Below are 27,000 nucleotides of genomic sequence, written 5' to 3'. Positions count from 1 at the left end.
GAGGAGCACCCGAGATGACCGTATGGACCACCACCGACATCCCCGACCAGACCGGCCGCACGGCCGTGATCACCGGCGCCAACACCGGGCTGGGTTTCGAGACCGCCAAGGCCCTGGCCGCCAGGGGCGCGAACGTCGTACTCGCCGTCCGCAACACCGACAAGGGCAAGGAAGCCGCCGCGCGGATGGGTGGCAACGTGCAGGTCCAAGAACTCGACCTGACGTCATTGGCATCGATTCGCGAGGCCGCCGAGGGACTGCGCGCGCGCTTCGACAAGATCGACCTGCTGATCAACAACGCCGGCGTCATGACCACCCCGAAGGGCACCACCAAGGACGGGTTCGAGCTCCAGTTCGGCACCAACCACCTCGGCCACTTCGCGCTGACCGGCCTGCTGCTGGACTCGCTGCTCGACGTGCCGGGCGCGCGGGTGGTGACGGTCAGCAGCAACGGCCACAAGATGGGCGGCGCCATCCACTTCGATGACCTGCAGTGGGAGCGCAAGTACAACCGGATGGGCGCCTACACCCAATCGAAGCTGGCCAACCTGCTGTTCACCTACGAACTGCAGCGCCGACTGGCTCCCCGCGGGAAGACCATCGCCGTCGCCGCGCACCCGGGAACCTCGACCACGGAACTGGCACGCAACCTGCCTCGACCGGTCGAGCGGGTCTTCATGGGAGTCGCCCCGCTGATCGCGCAGAGCGCCGCGGGCGGCGCACTGCCGTCATTGCGGGCCGCCACCGACCCGGGTGTCCTGGGCGGCCAGTACTACGGACCCGACGGCATCGGACAGTCCAAGGGCAACCCCGTCGTCGTCGCCTCCAGCGCCCAGTCCTACGACGTCGCCCTGCAGCGCCGACTGTGGACCATCTCCGAGGAACTCACCGGGGTGACGTTCCCCGTCTGAACCGCGTCGCCCGGCCCTCCCTCCCCGGCTCCTCCGTCGCCGCCTCGTCGACCGGGCTATCGTGAGGCGGGTGTCTCTGGTTGTGCCGCCATACCCGCCCGCGCGTTTCCACGGCGACCCCGAAGTCAGCGCTTGGCTCAAGCGCGGTGACGAGCCGCCGGACTACGACGCCTTCGGGCTGGTCCAGTACCACTATCTGGCCAACCAACAGGACACCGGCGGCGACTACGGCCTGTACCGGGTGGAGATCGCGGCCGAAGGCGGCGGGCCGGGCCCGCATTTCCACCGGGCCATGTCGGAAGCCTTCTTCGTGCTGTCGGGGACCATCGAGCTCTACGACGGCACCGAGTGGAAGACGGGCGGGCCGAAGGACTTCCTGTACGTGCCGCCGGGAGGCATCCACGGCTTCCGCAATGTGGCCGACGAACCGGCGTCGATCCTGATGCTGTTCGCCCCCGGGGCGCCCCGCGAGCACTACTTCGAAGGGTTGGCGCAGCTCGGTGAGCTGAGCGACGACGAGCGCCGGGAGTGGTTCATCAAGAACGACAACTTCTTCGTGTGAGGTTTATCGACACGAGACACGCCGGGCGAAGTCGCGCGCACGGAACCTATTGCCCTAGGGTGGATTTCCGTCGAGAGGAGTCCCAGGGTGCGGGCTGAAGCAGCGCCCAGCACCCAGTCACTGCGGAGCTGGCAGCGAAAGGCGCTGGTCAAGTATCTGACCACCAAACCGCGCGATTTTCTGGCGGTCGCCACCCCCGGCGCGGGCAAGACCACGTTCGCACTGCGACTGGCCGCCGAGATGCTCAACGAGCGGGTGGTCGACAAGGTCACCATCGTCGTCCCCACCGAGCACCTGAAGATCCAGTGGGCACGCTCCGCCGCCAACCAGGGCATTGCGCTGGACCCGAAGTTCTCCAACTCGAACTCGCAGACGTCCTCGGAGTACCACGGCGTCGTCGTCACCTACGCGCAGGTGGCCAGCCACCCGACCCGGCACCGGGTGCGCACCGAGAACTACAAGACCCTGGTGATCTTCGACGAGATCCACCACGGCGGCGACGCCAAGAGCTGGGGCGACGCCATTCGCGAAGCATTTGACGACGCAACGCGACGCCTCGCGCTGACCGGTACGCCGTTCCGAAGCGACGACAGCCCCATCCCGTTCGTCAACTACGAACCCGACGGCAACGGCCTGATGCGCAGCGTGGCCGACCACACCTACGGCTACTCCGACGCGCTCGCCGACGGTGTGGTGCGTCCGGTGGTGTTCATGGCCTACTCCGGCGAAGCCCGCTGGCGCGACAGTGCGGGTGAAGAACATGCCGCGCGGCTGGGTGAACCGCTGAACGCCGAGCAGACCGCCCGCGCATGGCGCACGGCCCTGGACCCGGCGGGTCAGTGGATGCCCGCGGTGATCGCCGCGGCCGATATCCGGCTGCAGCAGAAGCGCCAGCACGTGCCGGACGCCGGCGGCATGATCATCGCCTCCGACCAGACCACCGCGCGCGCCTACGCCAAACTGCTCGAGACCATCACCGGTGAGGTACCCACGGTGGTGCTCTCCGACGACAAAGGCGCCTCGGACCGCATCACCGAGTTCTCCAAGGGCACGAGCCGCTGGATGGTGGCGGTGCGCATGGTGTCCGAAGGCGTGGACGTGCCCCGGCTCTCGGTCGGGGTGTACGCCACCAGTGCCTCGACGCCGCTGTTCTTCGCCCAGGCCATCGGCCGCTTCGTGCGGTCACGCCGAGCCGGTGAGACCGCGAGCGTCTTCCTGCCGTCGGTGCCCAATCTGCTGCTGTTGGCCAGTGAGCTCGAGGAACAGCGCAACCACATCCTGGGTAAGCCGCACCGCGAGTCGCAGGGGGATGAGGACCCGCTGGACGCAGAACTGGCCAAGCAGAAGAAAGACGAGGCCGGCGAGGAGGAGAAGGCGTTCACCTCACTGGGCGCCGACGCCGAGCTGGACCAGGTGATCTTCGAGGGATCCTCGTTCGGCACCGCCACCCCCGCCGGCAGCGACGAGGAAGCCGACTACCTGGGCATCCCCGGCCTGCTCGACGTCAGCCAGATGCGTGACCTGCTGAGCAAGCGGCAGGTGGCCCAGCTCGAAAAGCGCACGGCCTCAGGCGAACCCGCGGTCCCCCGGGCCACCCACGGCCAGCTGCGGGATCTGCGCAAGGAGCTCAACGCCCTGGTGTCGGCGGCCCATCACCGCCTCGGCAAGCCGCACGGCTGGATCCACAACGAACTGCGCCGGATCTGTGGCGGCCCACCCGTCGCGGCGGCCACCACCGATCAGCTCAAAGAGCGCATCGAGGCCGTGCGTCAACTCGGCTTCGGCCAGTGACTCCCGGGGTGTCACCGCCACTCCAGCGCCGGTGAAACTCCCAGGTCCTCAAAGACCCAGCAGCGCAGGCAGGTCCGCCACCGAGTCGATGACGTGGTTGGGCTGCATGGCGAATTCGTCTGCGGCCCAACGGTCCAACGTGTCCTGACGGAACTTTCCGGTGCGCACCAGCACGCCCGTCATCCCGACCACCTGGGCGGCCAGCACGTCGTTGTTGAGGTCGTCACCCACCATGAACATCTCGTCCGGTTCCACACCGAGGCGCGCGGCCGACGCCAGGAAACCCTCGGGGGCGGGCTTGCCGACGGCGGTGGCCTTGCGCCCGGAGCACTCCTCCATCCCGGCCAGGTACATGCCGGTGTCGATGCGCAGCCCCTCGGTGGTGGTCCACGACATGCTGCGATGCATGGCGACGACGGGTACCCCCTGGGCCATCCAGTCGTAGACCCAGGACAGCGTCACGTGGTCGTACTCGGGGCCGGCCCCGCCGAGCAGCACCACATCCGGTTTGTCGGGCATCGGTCCGCCCCGGGTGTCGACCGAGGACACCAGATCGATGCCTGGCATGTCGTCGGCGATGGCACCGCTGTTGACCAGGAAGCAATGCGCGCCCGGATAACGGTCACGGACGAAATCGGCGGTCAGCACCGCGGCGGTGATGACCTCGTCGGGTGTGACGTCCATGCCGGCGTCGGTGAGCAGTTCGGCGATCTGCACCCGGGTGCGGGTGGTGGTGTTGGTCAGGTAAGAGCGCGCAATCTGGTTGTCCGCCAACGTCCGCAGGGTATCTGCGGCGCCGTCGATCGGCTTCCACGACGTCACCAGCACACCGTCGATGTCGAAGAGCACTCCACCGGTAGCCATGGTGCGACAGTAAACGCAGGAGGTCGGTGCGCAACTTGTGGGCTCAAATCGACGGCTGCGCCCACGCGGACTGCGCCACCCAGGGCGACGCCTGCCCGGCGATGACCCACGCCTGATCGGCCGGCACGTCGATCACCACATACCGTTTGGTGCCCGCGGCCGTTGCCGCGATGAGCGTGGCCACACCAGAGCGGCGCTGAAACGGCGATTGCCGCACCGTCCACCCGATGATCCCCTCGGTGGCGATACAGTCGCGGCGGCGTTCGGCGCTGCCGCTGCGCGCGACCAGCCACCTGCTGTCGACCCGGTGCCCGAGTGCGCGTACCCGGTCGGCGGCCAGCAGCGCGCACACCACCGTCGCCACCGCCAGCACCACCCACGTCCAGGCCGGAACACCGCGCACCACGGCAAGGACCGTCAGGACCACCGCCGCCACCGCCGGCACCATCAGCCCACGGGTCCAGCGACGCCGGGCCGCCGCCGGCCCGTGGCTGCGCAACTCACCGGACACCGGAGCCGGGTCGCCGATGAGGGTGCTCAGTACACCGTGCGCGGTGGCCGACGGGCACGGCGGCAGCAGCAGTGAGGCCTCCCCCGCACCGTTGACCCCGGTCATGACGGCGTCCAGGCGCGCGCCACCGAAGATCCGCACCAGTAGCGGCTCCCTGATGGTGCCGCCGCGCAGTCTGCGCATGTCGAAGGTCTGCTCACGCACCCGCAGCAGACCGTGTTGCAGATGCAGCGTGGCCCCGGCGAAACGTTGCCGCAGCACCAGGTTCCCGTAGCTCAGCAGCGACCTGGCCACCGACAGCACCACCGATGCCGCGACCACGACGACGACCAGCGTCGCGACGGCCGCGGCGACGCCGAAACGCTGTGCGGCATTCAGGCCGGACTCCACCACGTCGGAGCGTTGCAACGCCGCACCCAGCCCGGCCTGGTACACCAGACCGACGGCCGCGCCGATCATCACCAGCCCCGACATGCTCAACGGGCTGTACCGCAGCCAGGACGGCTCCCAGCGCGCCAGCACCGTGTCGTCGGCACCCTGGTCGTCCGCACCCGCCAACAGCACGGCCCGTAGCCGGGCAACTTCACCAGCGGGCACCGCATCGAGCTCAAAAGCCTTGTCGCCGTGAGCTTCCTGACCGGTGCTGATGCGAAGCACGGTCAAACCCAACAGCCGGTGCAACAGGCGGGCATCGGTCTGCACCGACCTGATCCGGTTGCGGGGAACGGTCAGCACATTGCGCTGCACGACGCCGACCCGCAACTGCACCTCATCGGCGTCGATGCGATAACTGGTGGTGAACCACCGCGCCACGCCGAAACAGATGATGCCGGCCAGCCCGAGCAACGACCACAGCGGATTGTTGGTGGCCGACCCCACCACGATCGATCCGATCAACAACGGCAACTGCCGCAGCACCTCGTGCACGGGATGCACCAGCAGCATCCGCGGGCTCAGCCGACTCCAGACCGGTTCAGGTTGCATCGCGCTCACCGATCGCGGCGATGTCGGTCAGCCGTGCCACTATCCCGTCGGCGACCGCCGAATCCAGCGCGACGATCTGCACCGCACCCGCCGACGACGCCGTCGTCACCGTCACGTTGGCCAACCCGAACAGGCGGTCCAGCGGTCCCCGGTGGGTGTCGACGGTCTGCACCCGCGAGATCGGCGCGATGCGTCGCTCCTGCACCAGCCACCCGGTGCGGGTGAACACCGCCTTGTCGCTGATCTCCCACCGGTGCACCCGATACCGCCAGACCGGCACCACGAAGACCGAGACCACCGCGCACACCACCACCGCAACAGCCACCGCCACCTGCAGCAACGCCGCCCGCTGATCGAGGAAGAACCAGACCGCGAGCCCGATCAGCACCACCAGCCACGGGATCGCCGCACTGAGCGCCCACACCAGGGGCGCTTTGGTGCTCGGCGGGTACAGCGGATCACGCACACCGTCCATGGTGTCGAGCATGCCTGGTACGTAATGTCTCGTGGTGTGAGCGTGACATCGAGCAAGTGGACTGAAGACAACGTCCCCGACCAGAGCGGTCGCCTCGCGATCGTCACCGGCGCCAACACCGGGCTGGGTTTCGAGACCGCCAAGGTGCTGGCCGCCCGCGGCGCCCGGGTGGTGATCGCCGTCCGCGACACCGACAAGGGCAATGCCGCCGCCGCGCAGATCCTCGGCAGCGTGCCGCGGGCCGACCTGGCCGTGCAACCGCTGGATCTCGGTTCGCTGCAGTCGGTTCGGACCGCCGCCGAGGAGCTGAAAGCCACCTACCCGCGGATCGATCTGCTGATCAACAACGCCGGGGTGATGTACCCGCCGAAGCAGACCACCAAGGACGGCTTCGAGTTGCAGTTCGGCACCAACCACCTCGGGCACTTCGCGCTGACCGGCCTGCTGCTGGAGCATCTGCTGCCGGTGCCGGGCTCGCGGGTGGTGGTGGTCGGCAGCATCGCGCACAACATCCGCGCCGGCATCCACTTCGACGACCTGCAGTGGGAGCGCAGCTACAACCGGGTGGCCGCCTACGGGCAGTCGAAGCTGGCCAACGTGATGTTCGCCTACGAACTGCAGCGCCGGCTGGCCACCGCACAGGCCAACACCATCGCGGTGGCCGCGCACCCGGGCGTCTCCAACACCGAACTGATGCGCCACATCCCGGGTTCCACCCTGCCCGGTTTCAACAAGCTCGCCGGCCTGGTGACCAACAGCCCGTACATGGGCGCACTCGCCACCCTGCGCGCGGCCACCGACCCCGCGGTCACCGGCGGTCAGTACTACGGCCCCGACGGCTTCCGGGAACTGTGGGGACATCCCGTCCTCGTCGACTCCAACAAGCAGTCCCATGACGTCGCCGTGCAGGAGCGGCTGTGGTCGGTGTCGGAGGAGCTCACCGGCGTGCGGTTCCCGGTCTGAGATGCGCAGCGTCGAGGAACACCAGCGGGTGGTCGCCGCTCTGCTCACCCCGCGGGCCGGGATCCGGCTGCCGCTGACCGAGGCGGAGGGGTTGGTGCTCACCGCTGATGTGGTGGCGCCGCTGTCGCTGCCCGTATTCGACAACTCCGCGATGGACGGCTACGCGGTGTACGCGCCCGATGTCGCGGAGGCGTCGGTGCAGGCTCCGGTCCGCCTGCCCGTGGCCGAAGACATCCCGGCCGGACGCACCGATCCGCTGACCCTGCAGCCGGGCACCGCACACCGGATCATGACGGGTGCGCCATTACCCGAGGGGGCGACGGCGGTGGTCCCGGTGGAGCGCACCGACGGCGGCACCGAGCAGGTGGAAATCCGCGCGACGGCGCCGCAGGGCCAGCACGTCCGGACCGCGGGCGAGGACGTCACCGCCGGGACGACGGTGTTGCGCGCCGGGCAGGTGGTCACTCCGGCCGCGCTGGGGCTGGCGGCCGCGCTCGGTATCGCCGAACTCGAGGTGGCGCCGCGGCAGCGGGTGCTGGTGATGTCGACGGGCACCGAGCTGGTGGCGCCGGGAGTCACGCTTGCGCCCGGCCAGATCTACGAGTCCAACGCACCCATGCTGGCGGCGGCGGTCCGCGAGGCCGGCGCCGAAGCCACCAACGCACCGATGTCCAGCGATGACGTCGACGAGTTCCGGGCGGCGCTGGCCGGCCATCTCGCCGACGTGGACCTGATCATCACCACCGGCGGTGTCAGTGCCGGCGCGTATGAAGTGGTCAAGGACGCATTGGGCGACGGCCAGGACGACAGTGCGGTGGAGTTCGTGAAGGTGGCGATGCAGCCGGGCATGCCGCAGGGCGCAGGGCGCGTCGGTGGCGTCCCGATCGTGACGCTGCCCGGCAACCCGGTCAGCGCGCTGGTCTCGTTCGAGGTGTTCGTCCGCCCGGCATTGCGCGCGGCGATGGGCCTGCCCGACGCCGACCGCCCGCACCGCACCGCCGAGCTGGCCGAGACTTTGACCTCGCCGGCCGGCAAACGGCAGTTCCGGCGCGGGGTGTACGACGCGGCGGCGGGCACGGTCACCAGCTACGGCCCGCCCGCGTCACACCATCTTCGCTGGCTGGCCTCGGCCAACTGCCTGCTGGAAATCCCGGAGGAGGTCACCGAGCTCGCAGCGGGGTCACCCGTGCGAGTCTGGGACCTTACTTAGTCTCTGCAGGTAGGCCCCACCTCCCCGGCTCCTCCGTCGCCGCATCGGCGACCTACTTAGTATGGGCTTGTGGCCAGACGCCCTCGCTCGTCCGAAGCTTCCCATCTAGTCGACCTGGTGCGCTCCACCGTTCCGCCCATGCACCGGGCCGGCGTGCCGTTCGTCGGCGCCAGCCTTGCTGTCGCCGCCCTGGGCTACCGGTCGCGCTGGTTGCGCACCGCAGGCCTGGTTGCCGCTGCCGCACACGCCGGCTTCTTCCGGCATCCGAAGCGGGTGCCCCCCACCCGGCCCGGGGTGGTGGTGGCCCCGGCCGACGGCCAGGTGTGCCTGATCGAGCACGCCGTGCCACCGCCAGAACTCGGTCTGCCGGATGTGCCGCTGCCGCGTGTCAGCATCTTCCTGTCGGTGCTCGACGCCCATGTCCAGCGGGCGCCGATCGGCGGTGAAGTGATTGCCGTCGAGTACAAGCCCGGCCTGTTCGGCACTGCGGACCTGCCGTCGGCCAGCGCCGACAACGAGCGCAACTCGATCGTCATCCGCACCCCCGACGGCGTCGACATCATCACCACCCAGATCGCCGGTCTGGTGGCCCGGCGCATCGTGTGCGACGTCAAGGCCGGTGACAAGCTGTCCATCGGCGACACCTACGGCCTGATCCGTTTCGGTTCCCGCCTGGACACCTACCTGCCCGAGGGGTCGAACCTGTTGGTCAGCCTCGGGCAACGGGCGATCGCCGGAGAAACCGTCCTGGCCGAGCTGCCGTAATGCCGAACCGGAACAAGCAGCGCCCCAGGGCGATGCGAATACTGCCCAGCGCCACCACGGTGCTGGCCATCTGCGCGGGGCTGACGTCCATCAAGTTCGCCCTGGACGGGCGCCCGCACATCGCGCTGGCTCTCATCGGCGCGGCGGCGGTGCTCGACGGAATCGACGGCGGGATCGCCCGCGCACTGGACGCCCAGTCGCGGATGGGTGCCGAGATCGACTCGCTGGCCGACGCGGTGAACTTCGGGGTGGCGCCCGCGCTGGTGGTGTACGTGACCTTGCTGCCGACGTCGCCGGTCGGCTGGATCTTCGCGCTGCTGTACTGCGTGTGCATCGTGCTGCGATTGGCGAGGTTCAACGCGCTGCTCGACGACGACACCAAACCCGCCTACACCCGGCAGTACTTCACCGGTATGCCCGCGCCGTGCGGGGCCGTCGGCGTCATCGGTCCGCTGGCCGCGCTGCTGCAGTTCGGCGAGGGCTGGTGGACGTCGCAATGGTTCGTCTGCCTGTGGTTCGCCGCCAACGCCACGCTGCTGATCAGCCGGGTACCTACGCTGGCACTGAAGTCGGTGTCCATGCCGCCCAATGCCGCGCCCATCCTGCTGATCGCCATCGCTGCGGCCGCGGCCGCCCTACTGCTGTTCCCGTACGTGCTGGTGCTGCTGATCATCGTCGGTTACCTGTGTGTCATCCCGTTCACCGTCCGCAGCCAGCGTTGGGTGGCGGCCCGGCCCGAAGCCTGGGACGCCAAACCCAAGGAACGCCGCGCGCAACGTCGTGAGATCCGCCGCGGTAAACAACCCAACCGCCGCTCGATGACGCGACTCGGGCTGCGCAGGCCTGGCGGCTGAGGTGGCGCCCCACGTCACCCTGACCGCCCGGCTGAACACCTCGGCACTGGATTCGCGCCGCGGCGTCATCCGGCTGCATCCGGAGGCAATCGCCGCACTGGGCATCCGCGAATGGGACGCGGTGTCGCTGACCGGCGCTCGCACCACCGCCGCCGTGGTCGGGGTGGCCGGCCCCGGCACGCCCGTCGGGACCGCGCTGCTCGATGACGTCACCCTGTCCAACGCCGGGCTGCGCGAAGACGCCTCGGTGGTGATCTCCCCCGTCACCGTGTACGGCGCGCGGTCGGTGACCGTCACCGGCTCCAAACTGGCCAGCGGCTCGGTGTCGCCCGCCACCCTGCGCCAAGCGCTGCTGGGCAAGGTGATGACGGTCGGAGACACGGTGTCGCTGCTGCCCCGCGACCTCGGGCCCGGCACCTCCACCTCGGAAGCCAGCGCCGCCCTGGCCCGGACCGTGGGCATCACGTGGACCTCGGAGCTGCTGACGGTCAGTGCGGTGGACCCCGCCGGACCGGTGAGTGTGCAACCCAATTCCATGGTCAGCTGGGGCGATGAGTCGCGGTCTGCCGCTGTTGTGCCGCGGGTCGACGCGGAGCCTGCGCATCCGACGGTGAGCTTCGACGACCTCAAAGGGGCCCACGCGCAGGCCGGCAAGCTGACCGAATGGTTGAAGCTGGCCCTCGACGAGCCCGAGTTGCTCGAAACCCTGGGCGCCACCGCCAATCTCGGGGTGCTGGTGTCCGGCCCCGCCGGGGTGGGCAAAGCCACTCTGGTCCGTACGGTGTGCGCGGAACGCACACTCGTCGAGCTCGACGGGCCCGAGATCGGCGCGCTGGCCGCCGAATCCCGGTTGGCTGCGGTGGCAGCCGCGACGTCCCGGGTCCGCGACGGCGGCGGTGTGCTGCTGATCAGCGATGTCGATGCGCTGCTGCCGGCGTCGGCCGACCGGCCACCCGAGCCGGTGGCCAGCCTGATCCTCGCCGAGCTGCGCACTGCCATCGCCACGCCCGGGGTGGCGTTCGTGGCCACGTCCGCGATGCCCGATGGCCTGGATCCGCGGGTGCGCGCCCCCGACGTGTGCGACCGCGAGCTGGGCCTGTCGCTGCCGGATGCCGATATCCGCCGCCAACTGCTGGAAGTGCTGCTGCGGGCGGTACCGACGCGAGACCTGGACCTGACCGAGATCGCCGGGCGCACTCCGGGATTCGTGGTCGCCGATCTGGCCGCCCTGGTGCGCGAAGCGGCGCTGCGCGCTGCCGGACGGGCCAGCACCGACGGAGCACCCCCGGTGCTCACCCAGGACGATCTGGCCGGCGCGTTGACCGTCATTCGCCCGCTGTCCCGCTCGGCCACCGAAGAAGTGTCGGTCGGCTCGGTCACCCTCGCCGACGTCGGCGACATGGTGGCCACTAAACAGGCGCTCACCGAGGCCGTGCTGTGGCCGTTGCAGCATCCGGACACCTTCACCCGGCTCGGGGTGGAACCGCCGCGGGGGGTGCTGCTCTACGGGCCGCCCGGTTGCGGCAAGACGTTCGTGGTGCGGGCCCTTGCCAGCACGGGCCGGCTTTCCGTCCATGCCGTCAAGGGCGCCGAGCTGATGGACAAGTGGGTGGGCTCGTCCGAGAAGGCGGTGCGCGAATTGTTCCGCCGCGCAAGGGATTCCGCACCCTCGCTGGTGTTCCTCGACGAGATCGACGCGCTGGCGCCGCGGCGCGGGCAGAGTTTCGACTCCGGTGTCACCGACCGCGTGGTGGCCGCCCTGCTGACCGAGCTCGACGGCATTGACCCGCTGCGCGACGTGGTGGTGCTCGGCGCCACCAACCGGCCCGACCTGATCGATCCCGCGCTGCTGCGGCCCGGGCGGCTGGAGAAGCTGGTGTTCGTCGAACCCCCGGACGCCGAGGCGCGCCGTGACATCCTGCGCACCGCGAGCAAGTCGGTGCCGCTGAGTGCCGATGTGGACCTCGATGCGCTGGCCGGCGAGCTCGACGGGTACAGCGCCGCCGATTGTGTGGCGTTGTTGCGGGAGGCCGCGCTGACGGCGATGCGGCGATCGATCGACGCCGCCGATGTCACGTTGGCCGATGTGTTGCAGGCGAGGGCGACGGTGCGGCCGTCGCTGGACCCGGTTCAGGTGGAGTCGCTGCGGGAGTTCGCGGCCGGCCGCTGACCGCCGGACAGCGCGCCGGTGGTCGCCGAACCGTGGGCCGAGTTCCCCCGCGCGTCTCCGGCCGGATGCATCGGGGGCTGGTCATCGGTGGCCGCGCCCACCGGATCGTCGTCCGTCTGTTGCTCAAAGACGTTGCGGCCAACCGACATTCGCACACGCGTGCGATGGCGTGAATTCAACCGCGGGTCAACCCCGTAGAATGGCCGTAAAGAACCCGTAAAGATCAAAGCCCACCAGTGGGCTGACACCCCGACGTAAGTCGACGCGAAAGTGCGCGCACCCGCGTGCCGAGCGCCAGAGAAAACGGAGTGCCATGCTCGCCGTCCTGTTAGCCCATGCCGTGGCCGCCCTGGTGGCACCGCTGTTGGTGAACGGATGGGGACGACGGGCGTTCTATCCCCTGGCCGTGGTACCTGCCGCGTCGCTGATCTGGGTGGCCACCAACTGGCCCTCCAACCAAGCCGATGATCACAAGGTCACCATCAACTGGGTGCCGGAGCTGTCGATGGACATCGACCTGCGCTTCGACACCCTGGCCGCCATCATGAGCGTGCTGGTGCTGGGCATCGGGGCCTTGGTGCTGTTCTACTGCGCCGACTACTTCCACCACCACGACGAGCACACCGAAAACCGGCTGCCCAGCTTCGCCGCCGAACTGGTGGCCTTCTCCGGCGCCATGTTCGGGTTGGTGACCAGCGACAACCTGCTGCTGCTCTACGTGTTCTGGGAGCTGACGTCGGTGCTGTCCTTCCTGCTGGTCGGGCACTACGCCGAACGCGCCACCAGCCGTCGCGCCGCCACCCAGGCACTCATGGTGACCACCGCGGGTGGCCTGGCGATGCTGGTCGGCATCATCATCCTGGGTGAGCTCGGCGGTAGCTACCTGCTCTCCGATCTGGTGGCCAACCCACCCGTCGGGCTGGCCGTCAACGTCGGCATCGTGCTGATCCTCATCGGCGCCCTGTCGAAATCAGCCCTCGTCCCGTTCCACTTCTGGCTTCCCGGCGCCATGGCCGCGCCCACCCCGGTGAGCGCCTACCTCCACGCCGCCGCAATGGTGAAGGCCGGCGTCTACCTGGTCGCTCGGATGAGCCCCGGCTTCGCCGACGCCGCGCCCTGGCGGCCGATGGTGATCGGCCTCGGCCTGCTGACCATGGTCCTGGCGGGCTGGCGCGCCATCCGTGAGTACGACCTCAAGCTCATCCTCGCGTTCGGCACGGTCAGCCAGCTCGGCATGATCAGCGTTCTGGTCGGCACCGGTGACGGTGATGTCATGCTGGCCGGCTTGGCCATGCTGTGTGCGCACGCCATGTTCAAGGCTTCGCTGTTCATGGTCACCGGCGTGATCGACCATGCCACCGGCACCCGCGACATACGCCGGCTGGCCTGGCTGGGCGGCCGGCTGCCGGTCCTGATGACCATCGCCGCGGGCGCGGCCGCCAGCATGGCGGCTCTGCCGCCGTTCCTGGGCTTCGTGGCCAAAGAGGCCGACTTCGAGACCCTGATGCACAGCCCGTCGCTGGGCACCTGGGCGCCGTGGGTCACCGCGGGCATCGTCACCGGCTCGGTGTTCACCACCATCTACAGCCTGCGCTTCCTGTGGGGCGCGTTCGCCAAGAAAGGGCTGCGCGAACCCAGCACCCGCGTGGCCAACCTGCACCGCCCACCGGTGACGTTCCTGGTGGCTCCCGCCGTGCTCGCGGCGGCGGGGCTGCTCTTCGGGCTGATGCCGAACATCCTCGAGAAGGCGCTGGATCCCTACGCCGAGTCGCTGCCGGGCGGCGCCAGCTACCACCTGGCGCTGTGGCACGGCTTCAACCTGCCGCTGCTGCTGTCGGCCATCGTCCTGGCGGCCGGCACGGCCTCCTTCGTCCTGCGCGGACGGCTGCGCCGGGCGCGGATGGATTTCCTGCCGCTGGGCAACGCCGACCGCGTCTACGACGCCACCATCCGCGGTCTGGACTGGGTGGCGTTCCGCCTCACCGGAGCCACGCAGCGCGGCTCCATTCCGGCCACCCAGTCGGTGATCCTGACGACGCTGGTGTTGGTGCCCATCGTGGTGCTCATCGCCGGCGGGCGCGATCGGCCGGACTTCCAATTGTGGGAGTCGGTCCTGACCCCGGTGGTGGGCGTGCTGATGCTGGCGGGCGCGCTCGGGGCCGTGGTGATGCGCAACCGCCTGGCCGCGGTGCTGCTGGTGGGCCTGACCGGATACGGCTGCGGCGTCATCTTCGCCTTCCACGGCGCCCCTGATCTGGCCCTGACCCAGTTCCTGGTGGAGACGCTGACGCTGGTGATCTTCGTGCTGGTGCTGCGCACCCTGCCCGCCGAGGCCGAAGCGACGCACATGAAGCGCTTCCGGCTCCCACGCGCCGCCCTGGCGGTCGCCGTCGGGGCCACCGTGACCACGCTGGCCGTCTTCGCCATGGCCGCCCGCAGCGGCCGGCCCATCGCCGACCTGCTGCCCGATGCCGCCTACTACCGGGGCCACGGCTCCAACACCGTCAACGTGCTGCTCGTCGACATCCGCGCCTGGGACACCCTCGGCGAGATCTCGGTGTTGCTGGTCGCCGCCACCGGCGTCGCCTCGTTGGTGTTCCGCCACCGCCGCTTCGGCGCGGCACCGCGCATCCCGCAGACCAGCCAGCCCGCCGGCCAACCCGACATCGGGGTGGTGATGGCCTACAGCCCCGCCGCCAGCGACACCACCTGGCTGCGCGGCAGCGAGTACCGCGATCCCCGCTACCGCTCACTGGTGCTCGAAGTCGCGACCCGCTTCATCTTCCCGCTGATCATGGTGCTGTCGGTCTACTTCTTCTTCACCGGACACAACACCCCGGGCGGCGGCTTCGCCGGCGGTCTGACCGCCGGACTGGCGCTGGTGCTGCGCTACCTGGCCGGCGGCCGGTACGAGCTGGGCGAGACCCTGCCCCTGGACGCGGGCAAGATCCTGGGTGTCGGACTGGGCTTCTCAGCGGGCACCGCGGTGGCGTCGATCCTGCTCGGTGCGCCGGCGCTGTCGTCGGCGATCATCGAACTCGACGTGCCCGTGCTCGGCCACATCAAGTTCGTCACCGCCTTGTTCTTCGACCTCGGGGTGTATCTGATCGTGGTCGGCCTGGTGCTCGACGTCCTGCGCAGCCTCGGCGCGCGGATCGATGTCGAGATGGTCGACAGTCCGCGCCGACCGGTAGGAGCACGTCGATGACCGGTATGACTGTCTACGTCGTGCCCCTGATCATGATCGGCGGCCTCACCACGTGCGGGGTCTACCTGCTGCTGGAACGCAACCTGACCCGCATGCTGCTCGGGCTCCTGCTGCTCGGCAATGCCATCAACCTGCTGATCCTCACCGTCGGCGGCCCCTCCGGCAATCCCCCGGTCCGGGGTCGCACCAGCGGCGACAACACCACGACGGCCGACCCGCTGGCCCAAGGCATGATCTTGACCGCCATCGTCATCACGATGGGTATCGCGGCGTTCGTGCTGGCGTTGGCCTACCGCTCGTACCGGCTGACCACGGCCGAAGAAGTGGCCAACGACCCCGAGGACACCCGGGTGTCGCAGGAAGCCGAGGCGGCCCAAGCTGACGAAGACGCCGTCGAAGGCACCACCCCGCGCCATCCCGACACCGACGAACCCGACGAACTCGACGCCCTGCCCGGGCATGAGGGGTCGCGCTGATGCTTGCTCAGATCCTGATCCCGCTGCCCGTGCTCATCCCGTTGCTCGGCGCCGCCCTGAACCTGATCGCGGGCCGGAAACCGCGCGGACAGCGCGTCATCACCGTCGCGGCGCTGTCGGCGGTGGTCGCGGTGTGCGCCACGCTGGTGTACCTGGTGGACCGCGACGGAACCCAGACGCTGCAGGTCGGCGGCTGGGGCGAGAGCGAACCGGGTATGGGCCCGCTGGGCATCACGCTGGTGGCCGACCGGTTGTCGGCGCTGATGCTGCTGGTGTCATCGATCGTGCTGCTGGCCGTCATGTTCTACGCCGTCGGTCAGGGCATCCGCGACGGTGACGAGCGCCAGCCGGTGTCGATCTTCCTGCCCACCTACCTGGCGCTGTCGGCGGGCGTGTGCAGCGCCTTCCTGGCCGGCGACCTGTTCAACCTCTACGTCGGCTTCGAGGTGCTGCTGTCCGCCAGCTTCGTGCTGCTGACCATCGGCGGCACCCGGGACCGGGTTCGCGCGGGCATCGCCTACGTGATGGTGTCGATGGTCTCGTCGATGATCTTCCTGTTCGGCCTGGCTCTGATCTACGCCGCCACCGGCACCCTGAACATGGCCGAGCTGGCGGTGCGCCTCGACGATGTCAGCGACGGCACCCGCAGCGCCCTGTTCGCGGTGCTGCTGGTCGCCTTCGGCATCAAAGCCGCCGTGTTCCCGCTGTCCACCTGGCTGCCCGACTCGTACCCCACCGCCCCGGCACCGGTCACCGCGGTGTTCGCCGGTCTGCTCACCAAGGTCGGCGTCTACGCCATCATCCGGGCGCACACCCTGCTGTTCCCCGACGGCGGACTGGACCCGCTGCTGCTGGTGGCCGCACTGTTGACCATGGTGGTCGGCATCCTGGGCGCCATCGCGCAGAGCGATATCAAACGTCTGCTGTCCTTCACGCTGGTCAGCCACATCGGCTACATGGTGTTCGGCATCGCCCTGTCGAGCCAGCTCGGGATGTCGGGTGCCATCTACTACGTCGCGCACCACATCCTGGTGCAGACCACACTGTTCCTGGTGGTCGGTCTGATCGAACGCCAGGCCGGTGCGTCGACCTTGAAGCGGCTCGGCGGGCTCGCGGCGGCAAGCCCGCTGCTGGCCTTCGTGTTCATCGTTCCGGCCCTGAATCTGGGTGGCATCCCGCCGTTCTCGGGTTTCATCGGCAAGGTGGCGCTGCTGGAGGCCGGAACAGCCGACGGGTCCGTGCTGGCGTGGATGCTGGTCGGTGGCGGTGTGGTGACCAGCCTGCTGACGCTCTACGTGGTGGCCAGAGTGTGGACCAAGGCGTTCTGGCGGGCCCGGGCCGATGCGCCGGAAGGTGGGCGGTCGACGGCCTCCCCGGCTGCGCTGCTCGACGACGACGAGGACATCGCGTTCGACGACCGCGATGACGTGGGCCGGATGCCGGTGGGCATGGTGGTCCCGACCATGGCGCTGATCGCCGTCGGGTTGGTGCTCACCGTGGCGGCCGGTCCCATCTTCGCCTACAGCGAGCGTGCCGCCGAGGAAGTGATCAACCGCGACCAGTACATCACCGCGGTGGTGGGGGGTGACCGCCCGTGAGAAAACGACCACTGCGCTGGGTCATGCTGCGGCTGTCCGTGCTGGCCGGCCTGACCGCCGTGTGGATCCTGTTGTGGGGCAACATCTCTGCGGCCAACGTCCTGTCCGGCCTGGCCGTTGCGCTGCTGATCACCGTCGCCCTCCCGCTGCCACCGGTGCCGGTACAGGGCAAGGTGCACCCGCTGTCGCTGCTCAATCTGATCATCCGGGTGGCCATCTACCTGGTGATGTCCAGTTTCCAGATCGCCTGGCTGGCCATCCGCCCGGGACCACCGCCGCTGAGCGCGGTCCTGCGGGCCAAACTGACCGTGAAATCGGACCTGGTGCTGGCCCTGGCGGTCAACATCTACAACCTGATTCCCGGTTCGATCGTCTTGGAGATCGACCAGGTGCGCCGGTTGATCTACTGCCACGTCATCAACGTGGGCTCCGACAAGGCGGTCAAACAGTTCTACCACCAGGTCGAGGTGGTGGAACGCCTGCTCATCGCCGCCTTCGAGCGCGACGAGGAGTGGAAACCGGCCTCCAGGGAAGAACTCGAGGCCGATCCGGAAAGCACTGAGGAGGCGCCGCGATGAACACCATCTGGCTGATCGCCGCGGTGATGCTCGTCGCCGCTGCCGCCATCACGATGTTCCGGCTGCTGGCCGGACCGAGCACCCTCGACCGGCTGGTCGCGCTGGACACACTGGTGGCGGTGACCATGTGCTCCATCGGCACCTGGGCCGCGTTCAGCCTCGACACCACGGTCACCTACAGCTTGGCGGCGCTGGCGTTGATCAGCTTCGTCGGTTCGGTGAGCGTGGCCCGTTTCCGCGTGCCCGACACCGAGAATCGGGGCGCCAAACGATGAACACATTCGATGTCATCTCGGCGGTGCTGGTGCTGGCCGGCTCGGCGCTGGCCCTGACGGCCGCCGCCGGGGTGGTCCGGTTTCCCGACACACTGTCGCGTATGCACGCCGCCAGCAAGCCCCAGACCCTGGGGCTGCTCCTGGTGCTCTTCGGCGCGGCACTGCGCCTGCGGGGCCACCCCGATGTGGGCATGATCATCCTCACCGGCTTGTTCACCATCATCACCGCCCCGGTGGTGGCGCAACGGGTGGGGCAGCTGGCCTACCGCGAGCAGCGTGACCGCGAGGAACTGCTGACCAAAGACGAGATGCGCGAACACCGCAACTAGCGCGCGTCACTCACCGGAGAGCTGGAACTCGACCATCGCGGTCACGGTGTCCACGGCGTCGCTCAACGCGGTCAGCCGATCGGCAGGCGACGGCGCCGCCAGCACCGAGTACTTGTCGGCGATCCCCATCGGCATCCGCGCGGCCAGCTCGTAGAGCCGCTGCCCGGCGGTCACGTCCACGCCGTCGCCCAGGACGGCTTCCCGCTCGGGCAGATGCGCGTCGCGGGCCAGAGCGATCCGCTCGAACAACCCCCAGATCCGGTCTTCCAGCGCCACGACGTCGCTGCCGCGGACCGGGCCCGGCTCGTCGGGCCACGACTCGACGACGGCACGCGGGTAGGGATCGTCGGACAACCACTGGAGAACCCGGATACGTTCGGTGAGAGGACATCTGAGTCGGTACTTGCCGTCGCCGTAATCTTCGAACGCGGCGATGCGCGCCCGCACTCCGACGTCGTGGCGGTCGTCCCCGCCGCCGACCTCGCGCCCACGGGCGATCAGCACCACCCCGAACGATTTGTCGTCCCGGTCGAGGGTGTCCTGCACCAGCGCGGAGTAGCGCGGCTCGAAGATCCGTAGCGGCAGCTCCTCGCCGGGCAGCAGCGCGGTTTCCAGCGGGAACATCGGCGTCGCGGCGGTGGTCACCGTATTCCCTGGCCTTCCAACACTTCCCGGACCGGAGTCGAGGGTTCGGCGAACGTGCACAACGCACTGGTGACAGTGATCCACAGCTCGGGGTTGAGCGCCACCAGCTCATTCTCCTCCCCGATCGCGCTGATCACCTCACGCTGGGCGTCCTCGTCGAGGTCGATGTACTCCTCACACGTGGTGTCCGCCACCGCCGGTGTTCCCGGTGCGCCGGGGGCGCTGGTGCGGGTGGGCACCGTCGACGACGAGGGCGCACCCGGCCGGGGCGCCGACGTGGTGGTCGACGGTGCGCGCGTGGTCGTGGTCAGCGCAGGAGCATTCGGATCAGCCAGCGGGGTGCCGTCGACGGTGCTGGTGCAGGCCACCACCCCCGCCGAGGCGATCACGACCCCGGCGAGCACCTGCGCGGCGTTGCGGATCGTGAAATGCATTTCTGCTCACACCCAATTCGCTAGATGACCAGCTCGTCGATCAGTGCATCGACCACCATACGCAGGTCACCGTCGTTCTCTTCGGCGACTCGGCGCTGGCGTTGATACGACGCGCCCCGACGCGGGAGGTCGGCGACGCGCGCCAGTTCGTCGGAGCAGTGCAGTGAGCGTGCCACCGGCTCCAGCCGGGTCAGCAGGTCGTCGAGGTCCTCGGTGACCAACCGCTCGTTGCTCTCGGCGTCCTGGATGATGATCGCGTCCAAGCCGTACCGGGCGGCGCGCCACTTGTTCTCCTGGACGTGCCACGGCGGCATCACCGGCAAGGCCTCGCCGGCGTCGAGACGCCGGTCCAGATCCACCACCAGGCAGTGGGTCAGTGCCACCAGCGCGCTGAGCTCGTCGAGGTTGGACACCCCGTCGAAGATCCGGATCTCCACGGTGCCCAGATGCGGGGACGGACGGATGTCCCACCGGACTTCGTTGATGTGGTCGATGATGCCGGTCTTCTTCTGGTCGTGCACAAAGCCTTCGAACTCGCGCCACGACTGGAACTGGAACGGCAGCCCCGCAGTGGGCAACTGCTGGAACATCATTGCGCGGTTACTGGCGTAGCCGGTGTCCTCACCCTCCCACCACGGGGACGACGCCGACAGCGCCAGCAGATGCGGGTAGTGGTTGAGCAGTGAGCTGATGATCGGCATGACCTTGTGCGCCGAGGACACCCCGACGTGGACGTGCACACCCCAGATCAGCATCTGCCGTCCCCACCACTGGGTGCGGTTGATCAGCTCGGCATAACGCGGTGCGTCGGTGAGCTTCTGCGCCGCCGCCTCCGCGAACGGGTGGGTGCCTGCGCAGAACAGCTCCATGCCGCGGTCGCGGACCACCTGCCGAACGGTGCGCAAGGTGGTGGCCAGATCCTCCATCGCCTGCCCGGAGTTGAAGCAGATGCCGGTGACGATCTCGACGGTGTTGCGCAGCAGTTCCTTGTGCACGTGCGGGTTCTCGCCCAATTCGGCGATCACGCCCGCGGCCTCGTTGCTCAGGTCCCGCGTCACCGCGTCGACAAGCGCGAACTCCCATTCGACGCCGACGGTCGGCCGGTAGGAACCGGCGAAATCGATACGGTTGGCGTTATTCGCCGCCGATAACACCGCAAGCCACCCGGCTGCCGGCGTCACCGGTGGCCATCGTCGTGGCATCCGGGCCCGGGGTGCCGTTGACCTGGTTGTAGCGCTCGGGCGGGATGTTGGCGAAGTTGTCCGCCTTCTCGTGGATGATGATCGCGGTCTTCTCACCTGCCAGCAGATCGTCCTCGGTGAAGGCGTCGGTGGTGGTGACCAGGCGGGCCGAGCCGTCCTCGCGCACCTGCAGCGAGCTCAGGTCGCCGCTGGCCGGGTGCCCGCTGTGGCCGGGCACCTGGAAGTGTCCACCGGCCGAGTTGAAATCGCCGGGCGCGCCTCCGGTGGGGGCCACCGAGTTGGCCTCGCACTTGCCGACCTGGTGGATGTGCATGCCGTGGAAGCCCGGAGTCAGCGTCCCGGTGCCGGTGGTCTCGACGGTGACGGTGGCGTAGCCGGCGCTGAACTCGAATGTGGCCGTTGCCACCTCGGTTCCGTCGGGTGCGTTGATGGGCACCTCGAGTGTGGAACCACTGCTGCTCTCGCCACTGCCGCCGTGGGATTCCGAGCCTTCCTCCGCAGAGGGGGCCGGTGAACCCGTCCAGACAGGAGGATTGGTCCCCGGAGTGGTCGCCACCGGCTCGTTGGGGGCGCACGCAGTCAAACCGACCACGGGAGCGACGAGCGCGACTGCAACGGCTGTTTTCTTGGAGGCAGATTTCTTCAAGAGACTGGCGGGCATGGGCTGAGCCTAACTGTTTGCAGTCCGGCCCTGCCTCCCCGGCTCCTCCGTCGCCGCATCGGCGACCGGCCCAACCTGTTCGCAGTCCGGCCCTGCCTCCCCGGCTCCTTCGTCGCCGCATCGGCGACCGGCCCAACCTGTTCGCAGTCCGGCCCTGCCTCCCCGGCTCTCCCCTCGCTCCGCAGGGGTCCCCCGCCGTCGCCGCATCGGCGACCGGCCTAACCTGCGACCACCACGATCAGGCCGGGTGGTTGCTCGGCGACCTCCGGAATGCGGGGTTCCACGGGCGCTTCCAGCAGCCGGCCCAATTCCTCGGCGGCCTCCTGCTCACCCTCGCCGAAGTACACGGTGGTGACGGGGACGTTCGGCAGCACCAGATTGCCGACCTCGGTGACATTCCAGTTGTCGTCACGCAGCCGGGTCGCGGTGCCCTCGGCCGCGCCCGGGGTCTCGGAGATGTTGAACACCCGCACCTCGGGACGAGGAGCGGGTTCCTCGGTCTCGGAGGTGGGGGCGGGAGCCGACGTCGTTGTGGTCACAGCCGGACCGGCAGAGGTGTCGTCGTCACCACCGGAACTCAAGGCCTGGAAACCGACCAGCAGGAAGACGATGCCCAAGAACAACAGCACCATCACTATGGCGCGCAGTGGCAGCCCGGAGGAGTCAGGAACGCGCTCGTTCATCGCGCCAACCCTAGCTCAGGTGATGTCGAAGCCCAGCTTGCGTGCCGCGCGCGCCTTCTGCCTGCTGGCCCGCAGCCGACGCAGTCGCTTGACCAACATGGGATCCGCCGCCAACGCCTCGGGGCGCTCCACGAGCGCATTCAGCACCTGGTAGTAGCGCGTGGCCGACATCGAGAACAGCTCTTTGATCGCTTCCTCTTTCGAACCCGCGTACTTCCACCATTGCCGTTCGAATGCGAGGATGTCGTGCTCACGACGGGTCAGCCCATCGCTGAGCTCAGCGTCGTCCCCCGAACGCTCAGCCCTTGCCATGGCGCCTTCCATGTCGCTCCCTTATAACCATTCGCCAACGAAATGACATCGGTGTGGTTCTGCGCGAGTATTCAACCACGCTCGCGACAATTGGGACGGCACCCAAGCCCGCGCGTCGGCTGACTTAAGCTTGCCGACCATGGCCGTTGTTCCAATCCGCATCGTGGGAGACCCCGTCCTGCACACTCCGACCCAGCCGGTGGAAGTCGGCCCGGACGGATCCTTGCCCGCGGACATCAAAGAATTGATCACCGATCTGTACGAAACGATGGACGCCGCGTACGGAGTCGGGTTGGCCGCCAACCAGATCGGCGTGCCACTGCGGGTGTTCGTCTACGACTGCGCCGACGATCGCAAGAAGACCACGCGACGCCGCGGTGTGGTGATCAACCCGGTGCTCGAGACCTCCGACGTGCCGGAGACCATGCCCGACCCCGAGGACGACGAGGAAGGTTGCCTGTCGGTCCCCGGCGAGAACTTCCCGACCGGACGGGCGGACTGGGCGCGCGTCACCGGCCTCGACGCCGACGGCGCCCCCATCACCATCGAGGGCACCGGGTTGTTCGCTCGCATGCTGCAGCACGAAACCGGCCATCTGGACGGGTTCCTCTACCTGGACCGGCTGATCGGCCGGCATGCCCGCGCCGCCAAGCGCGCGGTCAAATCGCATGGCTGGGGCGTGCCCGGGTTCTCCTGGACCCCCGGTGAGGGACCGGATCCGTTCGGGCACTGATGAGTGACCTTCCGGCCGTGGGAAACCGGGTCAGCATCCGGTATCGGCTGGATGACGGCTTGACCGACGTCATTGGTCATCTGGAGGCGGTGTCCCCGATGGTGCGGGTGCGCACCGCGTCCGACGGCACGGTCGAGGTGGCGCCGTCGGCGATCGTCAGCGTGCGTGAGCTGTCCCACCGCCCGGTGCGCAACTCCGAGATCCGCGCCCTCGAGCACGCGGCGGCCCTGGCCTGGCCCGGTACCGAGCGGCAGTGGGTGGGCGGTTGGTTGGCGCGCGCGGCCGGCGGTCACACCAGCCGGGCGAATTCCGCCGTGCCGCTGGACATGTCGGCCACGTTGGCAGAGCTGCCCGCGGTCGCGGACTGGTACCGGTCGCGTGGACTGCCGCCCTGGCTGGCACTGCCCGAGCGGTTGGTGCGGGTCAGTTCCGAGGGCATCAAGGCGAATCGGGTGATGGTGTGTGACATCAACCCGGCGACCGCGCCCGGGGTGACCTTCACCGAAATTCCCGACGCGGCGTGGCTGTCACTGTATGAACGCCCGGTTCCCACTGAGGTGCTCACCGCCGTCGTCGACGGTGTGGTGACCTTCGCCGCACTCGGCGGCGCCGCGGTGGGACGAGGCGCAGTGACATCAGCGCCCGATGGCGCACGCTGGCTGGGTATTTCAGCGGTACGGGTGGCGCAGGACCAGCGTCGCCGCGGCCATGCCCGGTTGATCTGCCAGGCGCTGCTGAACTGGGGCGCCGAACAGGGCGCACAGAAGTGCTATGTGCAGGTGCTGGCCGACAACACCGCGGCGATCCGGCTCTACGAGTCGATGGGTTTCACCCTGCATCACCGCGTGCGGTACGTGTCGGTGGATTCCGTTCTGCCCCCTAAGGTGTGAGCATGCGCTTGGCCACCTGGAACGTGAACTCCATTCGCACCCGGGTGGATCGGGTGGTGGACTGGTTGGAGCGCGCCGACGTCGACGTGCTCGCGATGCAGGAGACCAAGTGCACCGACGCACAGTTCCCGACGATGCCGTTCGCCGCCTTGGGATACGAGATCGCCCACGTGGGATTCAACCAGTGGAACGGCGTGGCCATCGCGTCCCGGGTCGGACTGGAGAACATCGAGGTGGGGTTCGAAGGTCAGCCCACCTGGAGTTCGAAACCCGAAGTCGAAGCGGCGGCCGAGGCGCGGGCCCTGGCGGCGACGTGCGGTGGGGTGCGGGTGTGGAGCCTGTACGTTCCCAACGGTCGCACCCTGGCCGATCCACACTATGTCTACAAGCTCGGTTGGCTTGCCGCACTGCGAGATACCGCGGCAGGATGGCTCAAGGACGACCCCGGCGCGCGGATCGCGCTGGTGGGCGACTGGAACATCGCGCCCACCGACGATGACGTCTGGAGCGTGGCGGCCTACGAAGGCCACACCCACGTGTCCGAACCCGAACGCGCCGCATTCACCGCCATCAACGATGCCCAATTCACCGACGTCGTGCGGCCTTTCACCCCCGGGCCCGGCGTGTACACCTACTGGGATTACACCCGACTGGCCTTCCAGAAGCGTCGCGGTATGCGCATCGACTTCATCCTGGGCTCACCGGCACTGGCCGCGCATGTACGCCACGCCGAGATCGACAAGGACGAACGGCGCGGCAAGGGCGCCAGCGACCACGCCCCGGTGCTGGTGGACCTCGAGGATCTGCCGCCGGGAGTTAGCTGAGGCCGCCGGCGGCGCGGTGCCGGGACCACGCTTGCCGGGCCACGAGGAGGAGTGACGCCGTCCGTCAGGCAAGATGTCCCCGTGTCCAGTTCCGTGCTCGATCGGCTGTTGCGGGCACTGGCACGGATTCTGTCGCTCCGCACCATCGTCGTCATCTCGGGCCTCGGTGTGATCGCCACCGTGCTCACCATCGGCGCCTGGGTGTGGATCGGCATCACCAATGACCAGTACAGCCAGCTGGATCGCCGGCTGGACTCGGTGAGCAGCCTCGGCGATTTCTCCAATCTGCTCAGCGCACCCAGCGCCGGTGACGTCGAACAGGTGACACCCGACGGCAACCTGGTGCGCACGGCGCGTATCGGCGGTGTCACGGTGTCGGCACCGCCGTCGGTGGTGCTGCCCGAACTCGGCACCGGCTACACCAACACCACCATCGACGGCGTCGAGTACCGAGTCCGTACATTCGCCGCCGGCCCGGCGTCCATCGCACTGGGCGCCCCGGTGGCCGAGACCGAACGCCGCATCGACGCGTTGCACCTTCGGGTGTTGATCATCTGCGGCAGCCTGATCGCGGGCACCATCGTGGTCGGCTGGTTCATCTCGCTGATCATGGTCAACCCGTTCCGGCTGCTCGCCCAACAGGCCCGGGCCATCAACGCCCAGTCGAACCCCGATGACGTCCAGGTGCGCGGTGTCCGCGAGGCCGAAGAGATCGCCGAGGCCGTCGAGGGCATGCTCGCCCGCATCGGCACCGAGCAGCAGCGCACCAAAGACGCCCTGGAATCCGCGCGCGACTTCGCCGCCGTCGCCTCCCACGAGCTGCGCACACCCCTCACCGCGATGCGCACCAACCTCGAGGTGCTCTCCACGCTGGATCTGGACCGACCGCAGCGCGAGGAACTGGTCAGCGACATCATGCGTACCCAGACCCGCATCGAGGCCACCCTGACCGCGCTGGAGCGGCTCGCGCAGGGCCAGTTGACCACCGCCGACGACCTGGTGCCGCTCGACATCACCGAGCTGCTGGACCGCGCGGCCCACGACGCCATCCACAGCTACCCGGATCTGAAGGTGTCGCTGATACCGTCGCCGACGGTGCTGATGCTGGGCCTGCCGGCCGGGCTACGGCTGGTCATCGACAACGCGATCGCCAACGCCGTCAAACACGGCGGGGCCACCGAGGTGCAGCTGAGCGCGGTCAGTTCGGCGGCCGGTGTCGAGATCGCCGTCGACGACAACGGCTCCGGGGTCCCGGAAGCCGAGCGCACGGAGGTGTTCGAACGCTTCGCCCGGGGCTCCACCGCGTCCCGCTCCGGATCCGGCCTGGGCTTGGCACTGGTCGCCCAGCAGGCCGAATTACACGGCGGCACAGCCGCTTTGGAGAAGAGCCCCCTGGGTGGCGCGCGGCTGGTGCTGCGGCTGCCGGTGCTCTACTAGCTCTTGACGCCGACGGTGATCAGATCCGACAGCAGCATCGTCCACAGCGGGCGCTGCACCCGGTGCTGATCGGCAACGGTCAGTCCGGCGCCCTCGAAGAGCCGCCGCATCTCCTTGGGGGACGGGTTGTGGGCCGGGTTGCGCAGATCGGCGGACAGTTTGTGCAGAGGGAGTTGTTGTCGGGGGCTGATGGTCGTCACCGCCACCAGACCGCCGGGTGCCAGCACTCGATGGAACTCCCGTAAAGCTGCGGGCTGGTCGAAGAAGTGGAACGCCGATGTCGTGACCACCGCATCCAGGAAACCGTCCTCGAAGGGCAGTTGCTCCGCGGGTGCCTTCATCCAGCGCACGCGGTCGGAGCGCTGGCGGGCCTGGGCCAGCATGCCGTCGGACATGTCCAGCCCGTAAACCTCGTCGGGGCGCAGTTCCCATTCGATGCGGTCGGTCAGGATTCCGGTGCCGCAGGCGATGTCGGCGACGCGCTCGACTCCGCGCGCACGCAAGACACTCACCACCTCGTCCTGCGCGGGCCGGTAGACCCAGCGCTGCAGACAGGGTTGGTTGTAAGCCGGAGCAGCGAAACTCCAGAACTTGGCGATCGAGTCGTTCAAGCCGCGGCGCTGCGTCGTGATCGTCACTTCACCGAGTGTAGGAC

Annotated in this window: 28 protein-coding genes; 18 read left to right on the top strand and 10 right to left on the bottom strand. The window is 68.7% G+C overall.

All coding sequences use genetic code 11. From position 1 onward, the window contains the following. Positions 1-14: 14 nt before the first annotated feature. The 3 genes from NL241_RS06170 to NL241_RS06160 all read left to right on the top strand — a co-directional run bounded on the left by NL241_RS06170 (position 15) and on the right by NL241_RS06160 (position 3,264). Entirely contained in the window at positions 15-911 is an 897-nt protein-coding gene (locus NL241_RS06170) for an SDR family NAD(P)-dependent oxidoreductase (RefSeq protein ID WP_494397038.1), read from the top strand. A 70-nt stretch (positions 912-981) separates the two neighbouring features. Then, positions 982-1,473 (top strand): cupin domain-containing protein, encoded by a 492-nt coding sequence (locus NL241_RS06165; RefSeq protein WP_487691744.1) that lies wholly within the window; start codon positions 982-984, stop codon positions 1,471-1,473. 87 nt (positions 1,474-1,560) lie between these two features. Next, positions 1,561-3,264 carry a DEAD/DEAH box helicase gene (locus tag NL241_RS06160; RefSeq protein ID WP_487691745.1) on the top strand — a complete coding sequence of 568 codons (1,704 nt, stop codon included), beginning with the start codon at positions 1,561-1,563 and terminating at the stop codon, positions 3,262-3,264. Positions 3,265-3,312: 48 nt separating this feature from the next. On the opposite strand, the gene NL241_RS06155 is transcribed toward NL241_RS06160, so the two are convergent. From NL241_RS06155 to NL241_RS06145, 3 genes are read right to left on the bottom strand one after another with little or no spacing between them, the layout of a single operon-like run. Further along, positions 3,313-4,128, bottom strand: a complete 816-nt coding sequence (locus NL241_RS06155; protein ID WP_487691746.1) for an HAD-IIA family hydrolase — start codon at positions 4,126-4,128, stop codon at positions 3,313-3,315. A gap of 43 nt (positions 4,129-4,171) precedes the next feature. Beyond that, positions 4,172-5,623 (bottom strand): PH domain-containing protein, encoded by a 1,452-nt coding sequence (locus NL241_RS06150; protein WP_494397037.1) that lies wholly within the window; start codon positions 5,621-5,623, stop codon positions 4,172-4,174. Beyond that, on the bottom strand, positions 5,613-6,110 hold the full coding sequence (locus NL241_RS06145) for a PH domain-containing protein (protein WP_487691748.1): 498 nt from the start codon (positions 6,108-6,110) through the stop codon (positions 5,613-5,615). Before NL241_RS06145 ends, NL241_RS06150 begins: the two co-directional genes overlap by 11 nt. A gap of 24 nt (positions 6,111-6,134) precedes the next feature. Between NL241_RS06145 and NL241_RS06140 the strand changes: the two genes are divergently transcribed. The 11 genes from NL241_RS06140 to mnhG all read left to right on the top strand — a co-directional run bounded on the left by NL241_RS06140 (position 6,135) and on the right by mnhG (position 18,524). Continuing rightward, positions 6,135-7,061 (top strand): SDR family NAD(P)-dependent oxidoreductase, encoded by a 927-nt coding sequence (locus NL241_RS06140; RefSeq protein ID WP_494397036.1) that lies wholly within the window; start codon positions 6,135-6,137, stop codon positions 7,059-7,061. A gap of 1 nt (position 7,062) precedes the next feature. After that, complete coding sequence (gene moeA, locus NL241_RS06135) at positions 7,063-8,271, top strand: molybdopterin molybdotransferase MoeA (protein ID WP_494397035.1); 1,209 nt, start codon at positions 7,063-7,065, stop codon at positions 8,269-8,271. 69 nt (positions 8,272-8,340) lie between these two features. Continuing rightward, entirely contained in the window at positions 8,341-9,036 is a 696-nt protein-coding gene (locus NL241_RS06130) for a phosphatidylserine decarboxylase (protein WP_494397034.1), read from the top strand. Continuing rightward, entirely contained in the window at positions 9,036-9,890 is an 855-nt protein-coding gene (locus NL241_RS06125) for a CDP-alcohol phosphatidyltransferase family protein (protein WP_487691752.1), read from the top strand. The genes NL241_RS06130 and NL241_RS06125 overlap by 1 nt, the downstream gene beginning before the upstream one ends. 1 nt (position 9,891) lies before the next feature. Then, positions 9,892-12,060 carry an AAA family ATPase gene (locus tag NL241_RS06120; protein WP_487691753.1) on the top strand — a complete coding sequence of 723 codons (2,169 nt, stop codon included), beginning with the start codon at positions 9,892-9,894 and terminating at the stop codon, positions 12,058-12,060. Between the two features lie 313 nt (positions 12,061-12,373). After that, positions 12,374-15,268 (top strand): Na+/H+ antiporter subunit A, encoded by a 2,895-nt coding sequence (locus NL241_RS06115; RefSeq protein ID WP_494397033.1) that lies wholly within the window; start codon positions 12,374-12,376, stop codon positions 15,266-15,268. A gap of 5 nt (positions 15,269-15,273) precedes the next feature. Next, positions 15,274-15,744 (top strand): Na(+)/H(+) antiporter subunit C, encoded by a 471-nt coding sequence (locus NL241_RS06110; RefSeq protein WP_494398247.1) that lies wholly within the window; start codon positions 15,274-15,276, stop codon positions 15,742-15,744. After that, on the top strand, positions 15,744-17,342 hold the full coding sequence (locus tag NL241_RS06105) for a Na+/H+ antiporter subunit D (protein WP_494397032.1): 1,599 nt from the start codon (positions 15,744-15,746) through the stop codon (positions 17,340-17,342). Before NL241_RS06110 ends, NL241_RS06105 begins: the two co-directional genes overlap by 1 nt. 23 nt (positions 17,343-17,365) lie before the next feature. Continuing rightward, the gene (locus NL241_RS06100) at positions 17,366-17,920 is read left to right on the top strand and encodes a Na+/H+ antiporter subunit E (RefSeq protein WP_487691961.1); all 555 of its coding nucleotides are present in this window, start codon (positions 17,366-17,368) and stop codon (positions 17,918-17,920) included. After that, the gene (locus tag NL241_RS06095) at positions 17,917-18,195 is read left to right on the top strand and encodes a monovalent cation/H+ antiporter complex subunit F (RefSeq protein ID WP_487691757.1); all 279 of its coding nucleotides are present in this window, start codon (positions 17,917-17,919) and stop codon (positions 18,193-18,195) included. Before NL241_RS06100 ends, NL241_RS06095 begins: the two co-directional genes overlap by 4 nt. Beyond that, positions 18,192-18,524, top strand: a complete 333-nt coding sequence (mnhG, locus tag NL241_RS06090) for a monovalent cation/H(+) antiporter subunit G (protein WP_487691758.1) — start codon at positions 18,192-18,194, stop codon at positions 18,522-18,524. The genes NL241_RS06095 and mnhG overlap by 4 nt, the downstream gene beginning before the upstream one ends. A 6-nt stretch (positions 18,525-18,530) precedes the next feature. Here the strand turns inward: mnhG and NL241_RS06085 are convergent, their stop codons facing one another. The 6 genes from NL241_RS06085 to napA form a co-directional block, all read right to left on the bottom strand. Then, positions 18,531-19,148 (bottom strand): LON peptidase substrate-binding domain-containing protein, encoded by a 618-nt coding sequence (locus tag NL241_RS06085; RefSeq protein WP_494398246.1) that lies wholly within the window; start codon positions 19,146-19,148, stop codon positions 18,531-18,533. A gap of 17 nt (positions 19,149-19,165) precedes the next feature. Further along, positions 19,166-19,603 carry a hypothetical protein gene (locus tag NL241_RS06080; RefSeq protein ID WP_487691759.1) on the bottom strand — a complete coding sequence of 146 codons (438 nt, stop codon included), beginning with the start codon at positions 19,601-19,603 and terminating at the stop codon, positions 19,166-19,168. A 20-nt stretch (positions 19,604-19,623) separates the two neighbouring features. Beyond that, positions 19,624-20,784 (bottom strand): glutamate--cysteine ligase, encoded by a 1,161-nt coding sequence (locus NL241_RS06075; RefSeq protein ID WP_494397031.1) that lies wholly within the window; start codon positions 20,782-20,784, stop codon positions 19,624-19,626. Further along, positions 20,738-21,466, bottom strand: coding sequence for a superoxide dismutase[Cu-Zn] (gene sodC / locus NL241_RS06070; protein ID WP_494397030.1), 729 nt, complete (start codon positions 21,464-21,466; stop codon positions 20,738-20,740). The genes NL241_RS06075 and sodC overlap by 47 nt, the downstream gene beginning before the upstream one ends. A gap of 218 nt (positions 21,467-21,684) precedes the next feature. Then, positions 21,685-22,149, bottom strand: a complete 465-nt coding sequence (locus NL241_RS06065; protein ID WP_487691761.1) for a LytR C-terminal domain-containing protein — start codon at positions 22,147-22,149, stop codon at positions 21,685-21,687. Between the two features lie 15 nt (positions 22,150-22,164). Beyond that, entirely contained in the window at positions 22,165-22,473 is a 309-nt protein-coding gene (gene napA, locus NL241_RS06060) for a nucleoid-associated protein NapA (RefSeq protein WP_491315479.1), read from the bottom strand. Positions 22,474-22,600: 127 nt separating this feature from the next. Here napA and NL241_RS06055 point away from each other — a divergent pair, with 127 nt between their 5' ends. The 4 genes from NL241_RS06055 to NL241_RS06040 all read left to right on the top strand — a co-directional run bounded on the left by NL241_RS06055 (position 22,601) and on the right by NL241_RS06040 (position 26,345). Further along, positions 22,601-23,194: a peptide deformylase gene (locus NL241_RS06055; protein WP_487691763.1), complete on the top strand. Its 594-nt coding sequence runs from the start codon at positions 22,601-22,603 to the stop codon at positions 23,192-23,194. Then, positions 23,194-24,084, top strand: a complete 891-nt coding sequence (locus NL241_RS06050; protein ID WP_494397029.1) for an N-acetylglutamate synthase, CG3035 family — start codon at positions 23,194-23,196, stop codon at positions 24,082-24,084. Before NL241_RS06055 ends, NL241_RS06050 begins: the two co-directional genes overlap by 1 nt. A 2-nt stretch (positions 24,085-24,086) precedes the next feature. Next, the gene (locus NL241_RS06045) at positions 24,087-24,908 is read left to right on the top strand and encodes an exodeoxyribonuclease III (RefSeq protein ID WP_494397028.1); all 822 of its coding nucleotides are present in this window, start codon (positions 24,087-24,089) and stop codon (positions 24,906-24,908) included. An 81-nt stretch (positions 24,909-24,989) separates the two neighbouring features. Further along, complete coding sequence (locus NL241_RS06040; RefSeq protein ID WP_487691766.1) at positions 24,990-26,345, top strand: sensor histidine kinase; 1,356 nt, start codon at positions 24,990-24,992, stop codon at positions 26,343-26,345. On the opposite strand, the gene NL241_RS06035 is transcribed toward NL241_RS06040, so the two are convergent. Further along, on the bottom strand, positions 26,342-26,977 hold the full coding sequence (locus NL241_RS06035; RefSeq protein WP_494398245.1) for a class I SAM-dependent methyltransferase: 636 nt from the start codon (positions 26,975-26,977) through the stop codon (positions 26,342-26,344). The genes NL241_RS06040 and NL241_RS06035 overlap by 4 nt on opposite strands. Between the last annotated feature and the right edge of the window lie 23 nt (positions 26,978-27,000).

It is taken from the genome of Mycolicibacterium sp. SMGY-1XX (assembly GCF_059132455.1).
Note: the sequence above shows the minus strand (reverse complement) of the source record. Positions and strands in the feature narration are given on the sequence as shown.